The 18,098-nt window shown below is 42.0% G+C and carries 18 protein-coding genes; all 18 read left to right on the top strand.

The window, feature by feature from the left end; all coding sequences use genetic code 11:
* Positions 1–6 precede the first annotated feature (6 nt).
* Positions 7–1,107 (top strand): CDP-glucose 4,6-dehydratase, encoded by a 1,101-nt coding sequence (rfbG, locus tag E8Q33_RS10630; RefSeq protein ID WP_136554687.1) that lies wholly within the window; start codon positions 7–9, stop codon positions 1,105–1,107.
* Positions 1,104–1,652, top strand: coding sequence for a dTDP-4-dehydrorhamnose 3,5-epimerase family protein (locus tag E8Q33_RS10625; RefSeq protein WP_136554685.1), 549 nt, complete (start codon positions 1,104–1,106; stop codon positions 1,650–1,652). The genes rfbG and E8Q33_RS10625 overlap by 4 nt, the downstream gene beginning before the upstream one ends.
* A 5-nt stretch (positions 1,653–1,657) precedes the next feature.
* Entirely contained in the window at positions 1,658–2,884 is a 1,227-nt protein-coding gene (locus E8Q33_RS10620) for a class I SAM-dependent methyltransferase (protein ID WP_136554683.1), read from the top strand.
* Entirely contained in the window at positions 2,881–3,726 is an 846-nt protein-coding gene (locus E8Q33_RS10615) for an NAD(P)-dependent oxidoreductase (RefSeq protein WP_136554681.1), read from the top strand. Before E8Q33_RS10620 ends, E8Q33_RS10615 begins: the two co-directional genes overlap by 4 nt.
* Positions 3,727–3,750: 24 nt before the next feature.
* On the top strand, positions 3,751–4,773 hold the full coding sequence (locus tag E8Q33_RS10610) for a radical SAM protein (RefSeq protein WP_069296676.1): 1,023 nt from the start codon (positions 3,751–3,753) through the stop codon (positions 4,771–4,773).
* The gene (locus E8Q33_RS10605; protein ID WP_136554679.1) at positions 4,773–6,053 is read left to right on the top strand and encodes a glycosyltransferase family 4 protein; all 1,281 of its coding nucleotides are present in this window, start codon (positions 4,773–4,775) and stop codon (positions 6,051–6,053) included. Before E8Q33_RS10610 ends, E8Q33_RS10605 begins: the two co-directional genes overlap by 1 nt.
* Positions 6,047–7,252, top strand: a complete 1,206-nt coding sequence (locus E8Q33_RS10600) for an FkbM family methyltransferase (protein WP_168800197.1) — start codon at positions 6,047–6,049, stop codon at positions 7,250–7,252. The genes E8Q33_RS10605 and E8Q33_RS10600 overlap by 7 nt, the downstream gene beginning before the upstream one ends.
* Positions 7,242–8,261: a radical SAM/SPASM domain-containing protein gene (locus E8Q33_RS10595; protein WP_069296679.1), complete on the top strand. Its 1,020-nt coding sequence runs from the start codon at positions 7,242–7,244 to the stop codon at positions 8,259–8,261. Before E8Q33_RS10600 ends, E8Q33_RS10595 begins: the two co-directional genes overlap by 11 nt.
* Before the next feature lie 4 nt (positions 8,262–8,265).
* On the top strand, positions 8,266–8,502 hold the full coding sequence (locus tag E8Q33_RS10590; protein ID WP_136554676.1) for a hypothetical protein: 237 nt from the start codon (positions 8,266–8,268) through the stop codon (positions 8,500–8,502).
* Positions 8,481–9,434 carry a class I SAM-dependent methyltransferase gene (locus tag E8Q33_RS10585; RefSeq protein WP_136554673.1) on the top strand — a complete coding sequence of 318 codons (954 nt, stop codon included), beginning with the start codon at positions 8,481–8,483 and terminating at the stop codon, positions 9,432–9,434. Before E8Q33_RS10590 ends, E8Q33_RS10585 begins: the two co-directional genes overlap by 22 nt.
* A gap of 18 nt (positions 9,435–9,452) precedes the next feature.
* Complete coding sequence (locus E8Q33_RS10580; protein ID WP_168800195.1) at positions 9,453–10,556, top strand: FkbM family methyltransferase; 1,104 nt, start codon at positions 9,453–9,455, stop codon at positions 10,554–10,556.
* Positions 10,557–10,590: 34 nt separating this feature from the next.
* Complete coding sequence (locus tag E8Q33_RS10575) at positions 10,591–11,385, top strand: cephalosporin hydroxylase family protein (protein WP_136554669.1); 795 nt, start codon at positions 10,591–10,593, stop codon at positions 11,383–11,385.
* A 39-nt stretch (positions 11,386–11,424) separates the two neighbouring features.
* Positions 11,425–12,243: a glycosyltransferase family A protein gene (locus tag E8Q33_RS10570; RefSeq protein WP_136554667.1), complete on the top strand. Its 819-nt coding sequence runs from the start codon at positions 11,425–11,427 to the stop codon at positions 12,241–12,243.
* Positions 12,240–12,893 carry a hypothetical protein gene (locus tag E8Q33_RS10565; RefSeq protein WP_168800194.1) on the top strand — a complete coding sequence of 218 codons (654 nt, stop codon included), beginning with the start codon at positions 12,240–12,242 and terminating at the stop codon, positions 12,891–12,893. The genes E8Q33_RS10570 and E8Q33_RS10565 overlap by 4 nt, the downstream gene beginning before the upstream one ends.
* Positions 12,894–12,964: 71 nt before the next feature.
* A complete protein-coding gene (locus E8Q33_RS10560; RefSeq protein WP_136554663.1) occupies positions 12,965–15,598 on the top strand; it encodes a glycosyltransferase in 2,634 nt (877 codons plus the stop codon).
* A gap of 161 nt (positions 15,599–15,759) precedes the next feature.
* Complete coding sequence (locus E8Q33_RS10555) at positions 15,760–16,596, top strand: flagellin (RefSeq protein ID WP_136554661.1); 837 nt, start codon at positions 15,760–15,762, stop codon at positions 16,594–16,596.
* A 185-nt stretch (positions 16,597–16,781) separates the two neighbouring features.
* The gene (locus E8Q33_RS10550) at positions 16,782–17,615 is read left to right on the top strand and encodes a flagellin (protein WP_014707545.1); all 834 of its coding nucleotides are present in this window, start codon (positions 16,782–16,784) and stop codon (positions 17,613–17,615) included.
* Positions 17,616–17,682: 67 nt separating this feature from the next.
* Positions 17,683–18,084 carry a flagellar protein FlaG gene (locus E8Q33_RS10545; RefSeq protein ID WP_136554660.1) on the top strand — a complete coding sequence of 134 codons (402 nt, stop codon included), beginning with the start codon at positions 17,683–17,685 and terminating at the stop codon, positions 18,082–18,084.
* The last annotated feature ends 14 nt before the right edge of the window (positions 18,085–18,098 follow it).

Here is an 18,098-nt window from a genome sequence, read left to right as displayed (position 1 = left end):
AAATCTATGGCAGACAACAGCTCCCTGGAAGGTTTGGGAGTAATGTTTGCTGATATTTATCGAGATAAAAAAGTATTAGTTACCGGACATACTGGTTTTAAAGGAAGCTGGCTGGCATTTTGGTTATCTCAGATGGGGGCAAAAGTTTATGGCTTAGCTTTGGAGCCAGATACAGACCCCAATCATTGGTCTTTATTAAATCTCGATATACAGCAAAAAATCATTGATATTCGTGATTATCAAACTTTAACGGAAGTTATTTCCGTCTGGCAGCCCGAGATGGTTTTTCATTTAGCTGCCCAACCCATTGTCAGACTTTCATATATTGAGCCTCGCGAAACTTGGTCAACGAATGTAATGGGAACGGTTAACCTGTTAGAAGCTTGCCGACACATAACATCTGTTAAGTCCATTGTGGTTATCACCAGTGATAAGTGCTATGAGAACCATGAAAAAAAGGAAGGTTACACGGAAGCTGATCGTCTGGGTGGTCATGATCCCTACAGTGCTTCCAAAGCAGCTACAGAACTGGTAGTTGATAGTTACCGAAAATCTTATTTTGAGCAGCAAGATGTTTTATTAGCCACTGCCCGAGCAGGGAATGTTATTGGAGGAGGAGATTGGTCAGTCGATCGATTGATCCCTGATGCTGTCAGAAGTGTCATGACAAATATGCCGCTAGAAGTTCGTTCTCCCCAATCCTCAAGACCTTGGCAACATGTTTTGGATTCATTGAGCGGCTACCTGTTATTGGGGCAAAAGTTATTGGAGAGGCAGGTCGCTTATGCACAAGCCTGGAATTTTGGTCCTGACTCTGAGCAATTTGCCACCGTGAATGATGTGTTGGAATCCATCCATGCACATTGGCCAGCGTTTTCTTGGCATATTTCAGATGATGCCTCACTACATGAGACGATCTGCCTTGGTATTAATAGTGATAAAGCACGTAAACAATTAGCTTGGAAATCAGTGTGGGACTTGAATCAAGCCACTGAAAATACAGCCCTTTGGTATAAAAAATTTGTAGAAGAGGGCCGGGTCGATACGGCAATACAATGGCAACACTATGTCGATGATGCCAGCAAGTCAGGTGTCAGCTGGTTATGACCATGCTACTGACATCGCTGGACATTCCAGATGCTTTCGTTATTAAACAGACTACGTTTGCAGATGAGAGAGGCCAGTTTTCCAGATTGTTTTGTCAGAAAACGCTGGCTCCTATTCTTGCAAAACGTGAAGTCAAGCAAGTGAACTTCAGCCGAACGACTACTAAGGGTACTGTTCGAGGCTTACATTACCAACGCTTTCCTGAGGCGGAAATGAAATTTATCCGCTGTGTTAAGGGGGCAGTGTGGGATGTCTTGTTGGATTTGCGCCCTGAGTCGCCGACCTTCCTACAATGGCATGCAGAAAAATTGAGCCAGGAAAACAACACAATGATAGTTATTCCGGAAGGTTGTGCTCATGGTTTTCAGGCTTTAGAGGCGGAAAGTGAGTTAATTTACTTTCACACTGCGTTTTATTCTGCAGAAGTTGAAGGTGGAGTTCATGTTCAGGATCCTGAGTTGGCTATTAATTGGCCATTACCGGTAGATAACTTATCGGTAAGAGATTCCTTATTGCCAACAGTGGAAGAGTGGTTGAAGGATTAATCTTGATGAACTGCAGACATTGTGAAAAACCACTAACTCATACGTTTCTGGACCTTGGTCTGGCACCACCCTCCAATGCCTATTTAAGTGCTGAGCAACTTACCCGGCCAGAAACCAAGTTTCCATTAAAATTGTTTGTATGTGACAAGTGTTGGTTGGTGCAGACAGAAGATGTCACTGCTGCGGATAACTTATTTACCCATGATTACGCCTATTTTTCTTCAGTCTCACAGGGCTGGTTATTGCATGCTGAGCGCTATTGTCAACAGATTACCCAACGGCTGAAATTGGATCAGCATAGCTTGGTAGTAGAAGTCGCGGCGAATGATGGTTATTTATTGAAAAACTTCGTGGCGGCAGCGATTCCTTGTTTGGGTATTGAGCCTACAGCCAGTACTGCTGCCCATGCTGAAACATTGGGGATCCCGATACTTCGTGAGTTTTTTGGTCAACAATTGGCACAACAGCTGTCTTCACAAGGGAAACAGGCTGATCTCATCATCGGTAATAACGTTTATGCACATGTACCTGATATTAACGATTTCACAGCGGGATTAAAGACCTTACTTAAAAACGGGGGAACCATTACGTTAGAGTTTCCGCATTTGCTTCAGCTAATACAGCAACGACAGTTTGATACGGTTTACCACGAGCATTTTTCTTATCTGTCTTTGACTACGGTCTGTCAGATCTTTGACAGCGTTGGATTGCGAATTTTTGATGTGGAAACACTTCCTACTCATGGGGGTAGCTTACGTATTTATGCTTGCCATGACGGTGATAAACGTAGCACTCAATCTGCTGTCAGAAAATTATTAGAGGAAGAAAAAACGTTTGGTTTAACCAGCTTGCATATCTATACCGGATTCCAATGCTATGCCGATCATATTAAACAGGCTTTACTTGACTTTTTAACAGAGCAAAAGCATTTAAATAAATCAGTAGTAGCTTATGGAGCCGCAGCGAAAGGCAATACTCTGCTTAATTATGCTGGTGTCTCAACCGACTTACTACCTTTGGTTGTTGATGCTGCCGCTTCAAAACAGGGTAAGTTTTTGCCAGGTTCGCATATTCCGATTTTAGCGCCAGAACAAATAGCGATAAAACAACCGGATTATGTATTGATTTTGCCGTGGAATATTGCTGAAGAGGTGATGCTGCAGCAGGCACATATTCGCCAATGGGGCGGGCAGTTTGTGACCGCTATTCCGCAGTTGAACGTTTTGCCATGAAATTACTGGTAACAGGGGCGACCGGTTTTATCGGAAATCATTTGGTTGCTCAAGCGCTTCGACAAGGGCATGAAATCACCGTTATTGCACGCGATAAATCTGCTGTTTTGAATAAAGAGTGGGGAAATCAGGTTGCTATTATTGAAGCAGATATAGAGCAATCTGCAATGCAGTGGCCTGACTCAATAGCGAGTCATGATGCACTTGTTCACCTGGCCTGGAGTGGACTGTCGAATTATCAGGATAGTGTTCATCTAGATCTGGTTTTACCAGCACATAAACTGTTTTTACAAAGCATGATTGAGGCAGAGATAAAGCATATTCTGGTTACCGGAACCTGCCTTGAATATGGTAAACAGGAAGGTCAGCTGACTGAATCTATGCAGGTATTTCCAGATATTCCGTATGCTCAGGCAAAAGAACAGCTTAGGCAATGGCTTGTTTTCATGCAGAAACAGCAATTTTTTAAGCTTCAATGGTGTCGTTTGTTTTATACGTATGGCTCAGGTCAAAATCCTAAAAGTCTGTTATCTCAATTAGAAAAAGCAATTGAAAATGGCGACCCTGTTTTTAACATGTCTGGTGGTAAACAGTTAAGAGACTATTTGCCCGTTGAGGTGGTGGCGCAATACTTGCTTAAAGTCTTAGAACGCCAAGATTTCAATGGAATACTCAATATATGCAGTGGCCAGCCGATAACCATATTAGATTTAGTGAAACGGTTAATTAATGAACGTCAAAGTAAAATAAAACTTAATTTAGGCTATTACCCATATCCAGACTACGAAGCAATGGCTTTTTGGGGCGATGCAAAAAAATTAAAAAAATGGGTAACATCCTGAATAAAATGACATTAGGGGACACAAATGAAAGCTGAAGTTAAACCCAGAATTAATCTAGAGGAGCGCACTCCTTTACAGGATGTCATTCCTTTAGCTACACCGATGATCTTATTTGTCGATCCTGCCAGTGCCTGTAATTTTGAGTGTACTTTTTGTCCTACGGGCCATAAGGATCTGATTAAAGATACTGGCCGTTTTGTCGGAAGAATGAAATTCGAAGTCTTTCAGAAAGTGATTGATGATCTGGCAGGTTTTGATAAACCGATAAAAGTGCTCAGAATGTATAAAGATGGTGAGCCGTTATTGAATAAAGAGATGGCGAAGATGGTGGCTTATGCTAAACAAAGCCCATTTGTTGACTATATTGATACCACAACTAACGGTTCTTTGATGACACCAGAGCGCATGGGACCTATCCTTGAGGCCGGCTTAGATAAAATTAATATCTCTGTTGATGGCATGAATAAAGAGCAGTACAAAAAATTCACCAATTTCAACTTTGACTTTGAACAGTTTGTTGAAAACGTCAAATGGTTATATGCCAATAAAGGCAATTGTGAAATTGTGATGAAAATTCCTAAAGAGCTGATTACTGAAGATCAGCAACAGGAGTTTTTTGATGTGTTCGGCGATTATTGTGATCGTATTTCCCTGGAAAACTTTGCACCTTGTTGGCCTCAATTTGATGTCGAAGAAAAAACCGGGATAAAAATTACCGAAGGTATTTATAACCAACCGATTACGCGAACGGATACTTGCCCATATATTTTCTATGGCATGTCAGTCAATGCGGATGGTTTGGTTAGCTCATGCTTCCTTGATTGGGAGAGACGCTTGATTGTAGGTGATGTGCGTGAACACAGCTTACGAGAAATATGGAACTCGACCGAATTTAATGAACTACGCCTTCAACATCTGGAAGGAAGACGCAACGAACATCCTGTCTGCAATAACTGTGGTCAGCTGACTCACTGCTTGCCAGATAATATTGACCCTTATCAACCTGTTTTACTGAAAAGATTCAAGGCACATTTGGCGAACCGGTAATGAAAGTTCTTCACCTCACGCCACACCTTGGTGGTGGCGTTGGACGGGCATTATCAGGTTTGCTCCAACCATCGGAACAAAATGTGGAGCATGTGTTTGTTTGTTTGGAACAAGCCGAAAAAGATCATTTTATAAAGTTGATCATCGCTGCTGGCTACCAAGTAATAGTCGACCCTGATGAACAACATCTGAAACAACTGATAACCGATGCGGACATCGTGCAACTGGAATGGTGGCGCCACCCAACAACGATTTCGGCTTTATTAAAATGCAGTCATCTGCCAGTGAGACTGGTGGTCTGGTGTCATGTTTCTGGCTTATATAATGAGATTATTCCCCATGCTTTATTGGAAATGTCCTCACGTTTTATTCTGACTTCAGCTTGCACCTACCAAGCTGAATCAATACAGTCTTTGCCGGAATTACACAAAGCAAAGTTGACGGTTATTCATAGTAATAACGGACTGGAAAATTGGCCCAGATCGACAGCTTGTGATTCACAACAAGAACTTTCCGTAGGCTATCTGGGAAGTTTTAACTTCTCTAAACTGCATCCTGACTACATTTATTATCTGGATAAAGTTGAATTAAAACCATTTGAAGTGACGATGATTGGTGATGCCTTGAATGCTGACAAATTGACAGCTCAAGCTAAGGCTCTAGGTCGAACTGATTTGTTAATGTTTACTGGTTACATCCATGATGTCGCCAAACCGTTAGACAAAATCAATGTTTTGGCGTACCTGCAAAACCCGAAACACTATGGTACGAATGAAAATGCCTTGCTTGAAGCAATGGCAATGGGCATCGTTCCGGTGGTGTTAAATAACCCGGCTGAATGTGAGATTGTAGAAAACGGTAAAACCGGTCTAGTGGTTAATGATCATGCGAGTTTTGCTGAAGCCATTCTGTGGCTGCAACAGCATCCTCAACAACGAACAGAAATTGGGGAAAATGCAGCAGCATTTGTTCGGCAGCGTCATGCATCAGGGAAAATGCAGCGAGCCTTTGATGAACAATACAACTTGGCAATGCAAACACAAAAACAGACGATTGCCTTTGACCAAATTTTTGGTGATACGCCTTCAGAGTGGTTTTTATCCTGCCAACAACATGCCGACTTGTTTAAAAAAGATGGCTCTGTTGAGGCACCCAAGGACGATTATCTACGCTACAGTATGAGTGAAGAGACTAAAGGGTCGGCAGTACATTTTCATCGATATTTTCCACAGGATGAATTGCTTGCGAAATGGGCTGGAGGAGTAGCTTCATTATGCTGAGGCGATTTGATTCAGTACCCGATATGAAAATGGTTGACCAATTGCTATACCAACTGGTCGACCAAACCATTGCTGATCCAAGCCGTCAAGTTGATAAACCACTTGTTTTATATGGGGCCGGAAATTTGGGCCGGATGGCGAAACAGTATTGCGATCGGCTAGGTATTGCTATCGAAGCAGTGGTTGATCAGCAAGCAGAGCAGCATCGCCAAGATCCATTCTGGCAGGATCTGACCATACTGCATCCGGAACACGTTTCTGAGGAAATAAAACAATCATCCCTATTGGCTATTTGTGTTGCTAATAGTGTGTATTCACAGTTATGGAAAACGTTAACTGAACAGGGCTGGCAAGATGTGGCTCATTTCTACGATATAACTGAAGCCTATCGTGATAAGCATCCACTTAGTAACGGTTGGTTTTGCTCTCAGCTTTCAGCTGAAGAGGGTGAACAAATTTTAGCGGTGATGGGCCAGTGGCATGATCCCATGTCCCGAGCTTATCACCTGCAGTTCATTGCCTGGCGGCACCTTCGTGAAGACTGGCTGTTCGCTGGGGCAGATATGCAACTAGATAACCGCTATTTGATTCCTGAAGTGAAGTCAGTCATGCATCAGCAAGAAGTCATTGCCGATATTGGCGGGCATCAAGGGGAAACATCCTTATTGCTATTGGACGCTGTCAATTATCACTATATGTCGTTATGGATATTTGAACCTGATCCTGACAATCTGTCACTGATACAGGTTAGTTTGTCTAAATTGATAGAGCGTGATCAAGATAGAATTCATCTATATGACATAGCGTTGTCGGATATTTCAGGGGCACGTCAATTTTTTGATGGCGCGGGATATGCATGCCAACTGACCGAAATTGGCGATAAAACCGTTACTGTTAAGACTTTTGATTCGTTTGACATCCCGGTAACTTTCATCAAGTTACATTTGGAAGGGGAAGAGTTGAACGCTTTGCAAGGGGCCGAAAAGACATTAATGAAATGTCGCCCCATCGTGGCCAGCACGGCCTATCACAATAGCTTAGGACTATACAAAATGGCAGCTTGGTTAATGAAAACATTAGACAACTACCAGTTCTTTTTTAGGCTGCACAGTGGTTGTGGCACAGGCGCTGTAATTTATGCGATACCAACGGAACGTTATCAGCGAACCACCAATGCTGGAGTCAATCATGAAAGCTGAAGTTAAATCAAAACTCAATCCAGAAGACAGGGTTGAATTACAAAATGTGATTCCATTAGAAACACCCTTCTTGCTGTATGTCGACCCCTCCAGTGCCTGTAACTTTCGTTGTCAGTTCTGTCCGACTGGTCATATTGATTTGATTAAAAACTCTGATTACAAGCGGAGTTTGATGGGCTTAGGGTTGTTCGAAAAATTAATTGATGAGCTAGCGGAGTTTTCGCAACCACTGAAAGTGATGCGAATGAACAAGATTGGTGAACCCTTATTAAATAAACAACTTTCAGAAATGATTGCCTTAGCCAAAAATAGTGGACGGGTTCAGCATATCGATCTTGCTACTAACGGTGCTCTGTTCACCGAAGAGCTGCTAACCAAAATGATTTCAGCGGGCTTGGATCGTCTGAATATTTCATTGGAAGGCATCAATGCAGAACAATATCTGCAACACGCTAAAGTGAAAATAGACTTTCCAGAGTTTGTTAGAAAAATCAAATGGCTATATGCCAATAAAGGTGACTGTGAAGTGACCATAAAAGTCCCCGGTAACTATCTTAGCCCTGATCAGCAACGGGAGTTTTACGATACTTTTGGCGAGTATTGTGATCGAATTTTTGTGGAAAGCATTGCCCCTATCTGGCCTGAATTTGATATTGAAGAAAGAAGCGGCTTTGAGGTCAAGATGGACCAAGGTCAATATCAGCAAAGTCTGGAAGAAAAAAGTGTGTGTAGTTATCTTTTCTACGCAATGGCGGTGAATGCCGATGGAACCATCAGTGCATGCTGTCCCGACTGGGATCAAAAACTTGTCATTGGGGATTTAAAGCAGCAAACGCTTAAGCAAATATGGAACTCTGAAAAAATGCTGGAGCTAAGAGTTCTTCATCTGGAAGGCCAACGAAAGACCAATCCGATTTGTCGTAACTGTGGCCATATTAAATATGCTCAGGTTGATAATATCGATCGCTACAAAGAAGTGCTTTTAACCAAACTAAATGCGAGCAGGTAAGCAAGTGAGAAAAGATGATATTTGTCCAGCTTGCTTGGCAGAGACCCATCATTTGACCGATTGGGAATATAGTGGTCTTGATGCATCAATCTTTAATTACACCGCCAAATGGCATAGCTGTAATAACTGCGGATTGGTGTATGTCGCGAATATTGACGATGAGACGTTGGCCCAATTTTATGCCAACGAATGTAGCTATTTTGAAATGATCATTTTGATATTACCTCACCTGCCAATGTAGCTAAATATCAGCATTACTTTGATTTTATCTCGAAGGCTGGTTTGGAAAACACACCTATTACGGATATTGGTTGTGGTCGGGGCGGGTTTTTGCAGTGGCTAAATAAAAAAGGCTGGCAAGCCAACGTTATTGGTGTGGATGTTGATATAAAAAGCATGCCTGATAACAGTCCAAAGCAAAATAGTGATGATTCACAAATCAGTTTTCAAACGGGTGGCGCATTATCATTGCCATTTGCGGTTAACAGTCAGAGTTTGTTGACTTACTTTCATGTCTTGGAACATATCCATGATTTAGATTCTGTTCTAAGCAATGCACATACAGTTTTAATGAATCAGGGACATATATTGATTGAAGTTCCGGATGCAGAAAACTATACACAACAGCCTGTCGGAACTGCTTTTTGGATGGGCATTCGTGAACATATCTACCATTATTCAGCTCAATCGTTAAGTAATGCTCTAAACAGACATGGTTTTGAAATCGTTTCCTGTCAAAGAGCGACTTTACCGACTCCTGAGTTTGAGTATCCCTCGTTGATGATTTTGGCTAAAAAAACGGAGAATCCTTCACCTACTGTTTTTGAGCCGATTGGCAATATCGCAAACTACGTGACTTCTTCAAAGCTGGCGTTACAAGAACAGGCGGAGACACTTATCACTTTAGCTAAGCAAAATTCTCAACTGACTATATGGGGGATCTCAACACACTTATTTAGTCTATTGCCGAAACTAACAGGAATTGACTATCGATTATGTGATGCCAGCAAACAAAAACAACAAAGTCACTATCAGCAACAGTTGATATTAGATCCGCGGGAAATTGAGCCGGAAGCCGTGCTGGTTATTGCACCTTATTTACACGCTGAAAAAATCGAAAATGCAGCATTGTCTCTAGGCTGGCGCCCTCAGTCTATTCATCTGTTGCATTAACTAAGAATGGAATATGAAATGAAATATAAATCGGAAGATGTTCTTGAACTAGTTAAAAACTTGGGTCCTTTAGTGGATGAAATAGATCAAAGTTTTATCAACGGTGGAGTGATCTATGGTGCTGGATTTGTAGGAACGTGGGCGTGTGAGTATCTGCATAACCTTGGCGTTAAAGTGGACTGTTTTTTAGATAGGGATACTAGAAAAACAGGTTCAAAAATACATAGCGTTTTGGTTAATCACCCTGAACAAGTGGAAATAGAAAAAGTCTCCGCTATGCTTATCGCAGCAAGACATGTAGTGAAACAGGTCACTGATGAAATGAGCGGTTATGATTTTCCTATCATGTCTTTTGACGGTTATTTTGTGGTAAAAAATTACGCAAGATTAGTGAGTGTTAGAGATAATTTTTTCCAGGATGAAAAGTCGCTAGAAACATTTAATGCATTACTTATTGCCATGTTGACTGGCTCGGTTGATAGTTGCCTGAACGTGATGGAAAAAGACATGTATTTTGGTTTGCCGGAGTTTTCTGGCAACTTCGATGAAATATTTGTCGATGCGGGTGCTTTTGTTGGCGATAGTGTTGAAAGGTTTATTTGGGAAAATTTAGGTACCTTCCGTCATCTTTATGCGTTTGAACCAGGCTATAAACAGTTTGTAGCAATGACAAAAAGAATGGAAAGGTTAACCCAGGAATGGGCCATTGATGAAAGCAAGGTTTCATTAGTAAAAGCCGGTCTCTCCTCTGAACAAGGACGTATGAATTGTACTTTTGTAAATGATGATCCGCTTCGCCATGGGTTAGCTGAAGCTACAGCTGAGGCTACAGAAATTGATGAGCGTATTAGCTCAGCAGTATGGACCTTAGATACTTATCTTGCAGGCAAACCCATTACATTTTTAAAAGCGGATGTTGAAGGCATGGAAATGCCTCTCCTTAAGGGCGCTGAAGAAACGATCAAGAAATATAAGCCCAAAATGGCATTGTGCGTGTATCACTATCCGAGCGATCTTTATGAGATTGCCGAGTATGTCAGGCAGCTAGTTCCCGAGTATAAATTCCGTTTACGTCAGCATGCTCCTCTCTTTGGGGATTTTGTTTTGTACTGTCACGTTTAGACCGATAGCGATCGTAATTAAAGGTTAAAAAAGTATGGAAAAGACACCCTTAGAACAATTCAAACAAGATATCACTGATCGTGTCAGTCAATATCCTCAAAACCAGCCATTACAGTCTGCTTCTCAAGAATTCTTTAATCAGATTGGTATTGGAAAGGCAGATTACGTTTATAACTTTACCTGGCTAGGCGTGCCGATAATCCAGATACCACAGGATTTGTATGCTTTGCAGGAAATGATATGGAAAGCCAAGCCCGATTTGATTATTGAGGCTGGTATCGCTTGGGGCGGAACCTTAATTCACAGTGCTTCAATGCTCGCGATTTTGGAAGCGTGTGATGAAATTGATAAAGGGCATGTGCTGGGAATAGATGTTGAAATCAGGCCACACAATAAAGCCGCTTTGGCCAATCATCCATTAAGTAAAAAAATTACCATGCTGGAAGGCTCCAGTATTGATGACAGCATTATTTCACAGGTAAAAGAATTTGCTAAAGGTTACAAAAGAATCATGGTTTGTCTGGATAGTAATCACACACATGAGCACGTCTTAGCAGAGCTTGAAGCTTACGCACCCTTGGTGAGTCAAGGCAGCTATTGCATGGTTGGCGATACAGTAATTGAAGATGCCCCTGACGATATGACCTCTAAACGTCCTTGGGGTAAGGGAAACAATCCTAAAACTGCTGTTTGGGCATATTTGGCAAAACTCGAAAACGAATCTGTGAATGCAGCTGATGGATCCAGACTGCTTTTTGAAATGGATAAAGAATTGGAACATAAGCTGGTATTGACCGGATCACCCGATGGCTATTTGTTGAGAAAGTAAATTTTTTTAGTCCAATATCAGACCAGCTCAGGAAAAACAATGACAACAATAAAGCAGGACGGAATCTTAACCATCGGCATCACCAGTTATAACTACGGTCATTTTATCGGTGAGGCGCTTGAGTCGGTTATCAATCAAACTTCTCCTCATTGGAAGTTAATGATTTACGATAATGGTTCAACCGACAATACGTTTGAGGTAATCGAACCTTATCTTGAAGATCCTCGAGTGTCATTGTTTGTCCACGAGAAAAATATTGGTGGCACAGCAAATAGCATTTATGCGATTCGGCAAGCTGATAGCCAATATTTTTCATTTCTACAGGCCGATGATTTTATTGAACATACCTTTGTTGAGGATGCGCTTGATCAATTTAAGCATCATCCTGAGAGTCCTTTTGTTTTTTTCAACTGGCAGCAATACATAGAGCAAACGAAAACGCGATACGATCACAATCGTTTTCCGTTTTCCCCGGATCGTTCCGGCCCTCTTTTTATTGGTCCTTTTCTGACCATATTCAACTTTGTTCCCTTGCATATGGCGGCATTTAGAACTGAATGCTTGCAATATGGATATGAGGCTTTAGTGGCTTCACCATTAAAGCAAGTAGGTGAGCAATTTGTCTTGAAGATACTAGAAGATAAATACGGTATTGGCTGTTATACCGGAACAATGGGGGGAGTATGGCGCCGTCATGACGCTCAAATGACGGCCTTGCACGTGCAAAACAATGTCGCTTTTTTGGAAGAGCCTGCTGAACGTCACTGGTATATCAAAAAACACCGAACCCGAATCATATTAAAGTGTTTATGGCACTTGCAACCTCCATGTTCAAACTTTCTCCAGGAAGTTTATTGACCACAGCGGACTGGCTGACCCATACAGAAGGTCAGCGTTATGCTGAGAGTTTTGGTGTACCCATTGAAGAAAAAAGAGACAACATAAAACGAGTGGTGCTCGTTGTTGTTCTCAAAGTCGCCACATATGCTCAGTTGACTCTTTATCAGGAAGACGATTTGATCAACTGGATAAAGTCGTTAGGCTATGAGTTCACTGAAGACGCGTTGAAAGAGTTATTGTTTGACATTATATCCATGGAAGGTGAGGTACTGCTCAACCCTGCTGAAGTTGAGCAAATTTGTCAGTTTTGTTTTAAAAATATTAAGCCGCAGCATATCAATCCTCAAGCGGAAAAAATCCGTGACCTGATATACAGTCAACTTTTTCCAGTACAGAATCAAACGGGACTACCATTACTTTCTATTGCACGGTCAATGTTAGACAAGAAGAGAAATATTCTCTCTTCTGCTGAAGATAGAGAACTGTTTTTAATCACTGTTTGTAAAGCTGCCTTCGATGCAATAGTTCAGCGTTATAAACATCCAATCAGTCCTGATGATGCAGTTGAGCTCCATGATTTGATGAAAGCCTGCTTGATCACAAACGAATTATTGAGCAAAAACCACTTGCACTTCAACTGCGATCAGAAATTTATGAGTGGCAGCTAAATATTGATTATCAACGTTGGATAAAAAATCACGCCTTATTAGAAATTGATGCTCAGCTTCATGCAGAAAGAATGATGAGTTGGTCAGTTCAGCCAATATTCCACTTGTATATGTTTATGTTTGAAGGTGAGGAAAGTCTTTTAGCAAATACCATTGATTCGCTTGCAAGACAGTTCTATCACAATTGGAAACTGACGGTTATTGCTGATGGACCAGCACCAGATGTTATGTTTGATGAGTTGGATGTATTGGAGTGGATGAGCTTACCTGCCGAGCAAGACCCATACATTTTTCTGAATCATTTGATAATGAAGCAGCCTGATGGTTGGGCTATGTTTGTTCCTGCTGGTGTGCAGTTTGAAGCTCATACATTTTTGAGTATGGGAGACTATATTGATCAATATCCACAGCAAAAATTATTTTACAGCGATGATGATTTAATTTCCGCTAATGGAACAAGACACTCTCCACGGTTTAAGCCAGACTTTAATCTCGATATGTTAAGAAGCACAGATTATGCAGGTTTAGCGCTGTGTGAAACTAACCTTTTCAGAAGTTTAGGCGGATTTGACATGCTTCCTGCGCATGAAAATTATGGCCTGATATTTAAAGCTTTTGAATTGTTGGGTTCATCTGCAATAGGTCATATTAGTGATGTATTGATTCACCTTCCTGAAACAATTCAAAGACAAATGAACCAACCCACAATGCAGATGGCTGTAGAACAACATTTACAGCGTTTGGGTATAAATGCTTACCTCGAACCGGGGCTGGCGCAAAACAGCGTTAGAGTGGAGTACAAATGGCCTTTATCTCCTCTAGTAACTATCATTATTCCAACAAAAGATAAGATTGAGTATCTGCGTCCATGCGTTGATTCTCTTTTTCTGAAAACGAACTATCTAAACTTTGAGCTGATTATTGTCGATAATCAAAGTGAAGATCCAGATATTTTGGAATACATTAACGCACTGCAAGCTCTCCACGGTGAGCGGGTTAGACGGTTGCAATATCCCTACCCATTTAACTATGCGGCCATTAGCAACTTAGCTGCAAAAGAGGCAAAGGGCGATTATTTACTATTCTTAAATAATGATACGGAAGTTTTGCATGCCGAATGGTTAGATAGAATGGTCAGGCACGCACAACGGCCGGAGGTTGGCATTGTCGGAGCACGCTTAGTCTATCCCGAGTCGGGATTAGTGCAGCATGCAGGTGTTGTCTTGGGCATGGATAGTGTTGCCGATCATCTTTTCTTGGGTGTACGGGATATTCACGAATCAGGTTATATGGATCGTGCACATTTAGACCAAAACTTTTCTGCAGTAACAGCAGCATGTTTGATGATTCGAAAATCTATTTATGATGATGTCGGCGGGATGGACGAGAAAAATCTGGCCATTTCCTATAATGATATTGATTTATGTTTAGAGGTTCGGGAAAAAGGATATTTGGTGACCTGGACTCCATATACCGTCCTAGTGCATCACGGAAGCATCAGCCAAATCAGTGAGTTTTCTTCAAGAGCCGACGAAAATTCCCGAAGATTTATGGGTGAAAAGGCATTTATGCTGAAAAAGTGGCTTCCTCAGATAGCAAATGATCCTGCCTATAACCGTAATTTGACTCTGACATCCAGAGAAATCCAAATTGAAGCCCTAATGCCGACCAACTGGGATACCAATTTTCATGACAGAAATAGGGTGCTTGGTTTGCCATTAGCTGGTGGAAGTGGAGATTACCGAGTGATTCAACCGTTTAGTGCTCTTAGTCATGCAGCATTGGCACAATGTGAATATTATCGATTTAACCATAATTTTACCAAACCAATTATGATCTCGGAATATGCTCGCATTGCACCAGAGACAGTGCTGTTTCATGCAGCGTTAAATGATCTCCAATTAAAGCAATTAGATCAGCTTAAAGAGTTTTTACCCGATGTCTTCCGGATTTATAGTATTGATGATCTACTTACCAATGTGCCGGAGCAGAGTTCGGCCTACAAAGAAATAAAGCGTCATTTTGCTGACGCCAAATCTAGAATGCGTCGAGCATTACAATCTTCTGATCGTTTAATTGTCTCCACACAACCGCTAGCAGACCTTTGCGTTGGAATGATTGATGATATAAAGGTCATTCCCAATCGGTTACCAAAAGAACCATGGCTATCACTTAGATCACTATCTAACCAAAGCATCAAGCCACGTGTGGGTTGGGCTGGCGCGCAGCAGCATCAAGGTGATCTTGCGATTATGTTTGAGGTGGTAAAGGCGACTGCAGATGAAGTGGACTGGATATTTATGGGTATGTGTCCAGAAAATATTAAGCCTTATGTCCATGAGTATCATCATTTTGTACCAATTGCCGATTACCCTGCAAAGCTTGCTAGCTTGAATCTGGATCTGGCGGTGGCGCCACTGGAAATACATCCATTTAATGAATCGAAAAGTAATCTTCGCTTGCTGGAGTATGGAGTTTTAGGTTGGCCAGTCATCTGTACCGATATTTATCCGTATCGAACCAATAATCCGCCCGTTATTTATGTGCAAAATCAAGTAGATGAATGGGTGGCGGCAATCCGGCAAATATTGGCCGATAAAGCGGCATTAACCGATGCCGGTTCAGCGTTAAAGGCTTGGGTTCTCCAGCATTACATGCTTGAAGATCACTTGGATGAATGGCTTGAGGCTTTGACAAGAAATTAATAACATTTCTATGGGGCCTGTTTGGCCCTTTATTTTTCGAGGTTTACGCTTACCACATTGAAAAAATAAAGATTATTGGCACGAACACTGCTTAGTTGAATTCATACCTGTTCGGAACGCCGGCAGGTTCTGAATAGAATCGCTCAATTAGGGAGAGTGTTATGGCACTAATCGTCAATAGTAATCTGGCATCTTTGAATGCTCAGCGTAATCTGAGTAACTCACAGAATGATCTGAATACGTCTTTACAACGGTTATCATCCGGCTTGCGTGTCAATAGCGCTAAAGATGATGCTGCCGGTTTGTTTGTGGCCCAACAACTTACTCGGGATATTCGAGGAACCAATCAGGCTGTTCGAAATGCAGCTGATGGGATCTCACTTGGGCAAACGGCTGAGGGTGCGTTAGGCCAGGTAGCCAATAACCTGCAGCGAATTCGTGAAATTGCTATACAGGCAGCAAACGCAACTGTTGGCGATCGCAGTGGTTTACAAAAAGAAGTTGATCAGCTTACCCAGGAAATCTCGCGTATTGTTCAAACTACAGAGTTCAGTGGTACTAAGTTGCTAAGTGGTTCGACTTCGCTAGTTTTCCAAGTGGGGGCAAGCGGTTCGTCAAATAATCAGGTAGTATTGGATACCGTCAATATTACAGGTATTGGCGGCTATGCTCTGGATTTAACGGCAACAGGCACCATTAATGTCAGTGATCCTTCAAACGCTTCTGCTGCGCTATCAGGATTGTCGACGGACATCGATACGATTAACCAAACGAGAGCAACATACGGTGCTTTGCAGAATCGATTTGAAGCCGTTATATCGAATTTGCAAAATTATGCAGAGAATTTGACAGCGGCACGCAGCCGGATTGAAGATGCAGACTTTGCCGCTGAAACGGCAAGATTAACTCGTGCGCAGATCTTGCAACAGGCCGGAACATCAATATTGGCTCAGGCAAACAGTTTGCCACAGAGTGCTTTAACGCTATTGCAGGGCTAGTAATGCCAATTTCAAATTATTTGGAAAGACGAATAATTGCCGCTTTCTGATTTATTTGAAAAAAAGATTAAAGAAAAATAATCGCAGGTCGCTAAACATTTCGGAGGCGGTAAATACTGGTTTTCCACAGTCTGTCCGCCATGTTTAGTGGGGCAAAATGCCCTTAAAAGCCTAGGAGAATTCTCATGGCGGTTATTGTTAACTCGAATCTGGCATCTTTAAATGCACAGCGTAATCTTGAATCATCACAAAGCAGTCTGAATCAATCACTGCAACGTTTATCATCTGGTCTGCGTATTAATAGCGCAAAAGATGATGCGGCAGGTCTATTCATCGCTGAACAGCTGACTCGTGATATCCGTGGTACAAATCAAGCCGTTCGTAATGCATCGGATGGTATCTCTCTTGGACAAACCGCTGAGGGTGCATTAGGCGAAATTGGTAACAACTTACAACGTATCCGTGAACTAGCGGTACAATCAGCTAACGCCACGACTGGTAACCGTACTGGTATTCAGGCTGAGGTTAACCAGTTAACTCAAGAAATTTCACGTATCATTCAGACAACTGAGTTTGCTGGTAATGGTCTGTTGAGTGCGGCAACTTCATTGACATTTCAGGTCGGTGCGAGTGGTGCGGCAACAAATCAATTATCTGTGTCAACTGTAAGCATGACTGCTATTGCTGGCTACTCTGCTGATTTGGCGGCTACAGGCACAATTGACGTAAGTACTGCAGGTGCTGCTTCTGGTGCGTTGTCTGCATTGAGTACAGCGTTAGATACGGTTAACCAATCACGTGCGACATATGGTGCTCTACAAAATCGTTTTGAAGCGGTTATCTCAAATCTGCAAAACTATGCAGAAAACTTGACTGCTGCACGTAGCCGTATCCAAGATGCTGACTTTGCTGCTGAAACAGCTAACCTGACTCGTTCGCAAATTTTGCAACAGGCTGGTGTTTCAATCCTGGCGCAGGCTAATACCTTGCCTCAGACAGCACTTTCATTACTCGGATAAGTTACCGGGAGGCCTTCCCGGCAGATAGCCGGGAAGCGCTTACCCGATATTCTTGGAGGATGAAGGAATGACCACAAACGATTTCACAGTTAAAACTGATTCGGTGTCATTATCAACTTCTAGCAGTATTCAGCAGGGCAGTAATGTTCCTGCTGAAGTTGTTTCAGGGGTTGCCACTGCACAACGAATCAATGACATTGCTCAACCCAACGCGCTTGCCAAGCAATTGGAAGCAACCGATGAGCAATTAGCGGCTATTCAAGATCGCGTTGTTGAGCTTAATAGCTACATGCAAAATATGAATCGTTCATTACAATTTTCAGTTGATGACCAAAGCGGTGAGACTGTTATTAAAGTAATTGATTCTGAAACCGATAAACTTATCAGACAGATTCCCGCGGAAGAATTATTAGTAGTTCGCAGCTCTTTAGAAGAGTATCGCGGAATGTTACTGGAAATGAGAGTTTGATTGGCGTGTAATTT

It is taken from the genome of Methylophaga sp. SB9B, assembly GCF_004832235.1.
GTDB lineage: Bacteria > Pseudomonadota > Gammaproteobacteria > Nitrosococcales > Methylophagaceae > Methylophaga > Methylophaga muralis.
The sequence above is the reverse complement of the archived record's forward strand: the minus strand, read 5'-3'. Positions and strand labels throughout refer to the sequence as shown.

Excerpts from the sequence above, each read along its gene's own strand:
- rfbG (WP_136554687.1), top strand. The coding sequence starts at position 7 with ATGGCAGACAACAGCTCCCTGGAAGGTTTGGGAGTAATGTTTGCTGAT.
- E8Q33_RS10625 (WP_136554685.1), top strand. The coding sequence starts at position 1,104 with ATGACCATGCTACTGACATCGCTGGACATTCCAGATGCTTTCGTTATT.
- E8Q33_RS10620 (WP_136554683.1), top strand. The coding sequence starts at position 1,658 with ATGAACTGCAGACATTGTGAAAAACCACTAACTCATACGTTTCTGGAC.
- E8Q33_RS10615 (WP_136554681.1), top strand. The coding sequence starts at position 2,881 with ATGAAATTACTGGTAACAGGGGCGACCGGTTTTATCGGAAATCATTTG.
- E8Q33_RS10610 (WP_069296676.1), top strand. The coding sequence starts at position 3,751 with ATGAAAGCTGAAGTTAAACCCAGAATTAATCTAGAGGAGCGCACTCCT.
- E8Q33_RS10605 (WP_136554679.1), top strand. The coding sequence starts at position 4,773 with ATGAAAGTTCTTCACCTCACGCCACACCTTGGTGGTGGCGTTGGACGG.
- E8Q33_RS10600 (WP_168800197.1), top strand. The coding sequence starts at position 6,047 with ATGCTGAGGCGATTTGATTCAGTACCCGATATGAAAATGGTTGACCAA.
- E8Q33_RS10595 (WP_069296679.1), top strand. The coding sequence starts at position 7,242 with ATGAAAGCTGAAGTTAAATCAAAACTCAATCCAGAAGACAGGGTTGAA.
- E8Q33_RS10580 (WP_168800195.1), top strand. The coding sequence starts at position 9,453 with ATGAAATATAAATCGGAAGATGTTCTTGAACTAGTTAAAAACTTGGGT.
- E8Q33_RS10575 (WP_136554669.1), top strand. The coding sequence starts at position 10,591 with ATGGAAAAGACACCCTTAGAACAATTCAAACAAGATATCACTGATCGT.
- E8Q33_RS10570 (WP_136554667.1), top strand. The coding sequence starts at position 11,425 with ATGACAACAATAAAGCAGGACGGAATCTTAACCATCGGCATCACCAGT.
- E8Q33_RS10560 (WP_136554663.1), top strand. The coding sequence starts at position 12,965 with ATGATGAGTTGGTCAGTTCAGCCAATATTCCACTTGTATATGTTTATG.
- E8Q33_RS10555 (WP_136554661.1), top strand. The coding sequence starts at position 15,760 with ATGGCACTAATCGTCAATAGTAATCTGGCATCTTTGAATGCTCAGCGT.
- E8Q33_RS10550 (WP_014707545.1), top strand. The coding sequence starts at position 16,782 with ATGGCGGTTATTGTTAACTCGAATCTGGCATCTTTAAATGCACAGCGT.
- E8Q33_RS10545 (WP_136554660.1), top strand. The coding sequence starts at position 17,683 with ATGACCACAAACGATTTCACAGTTAAAACTGATTCGGTGTCATTATCA.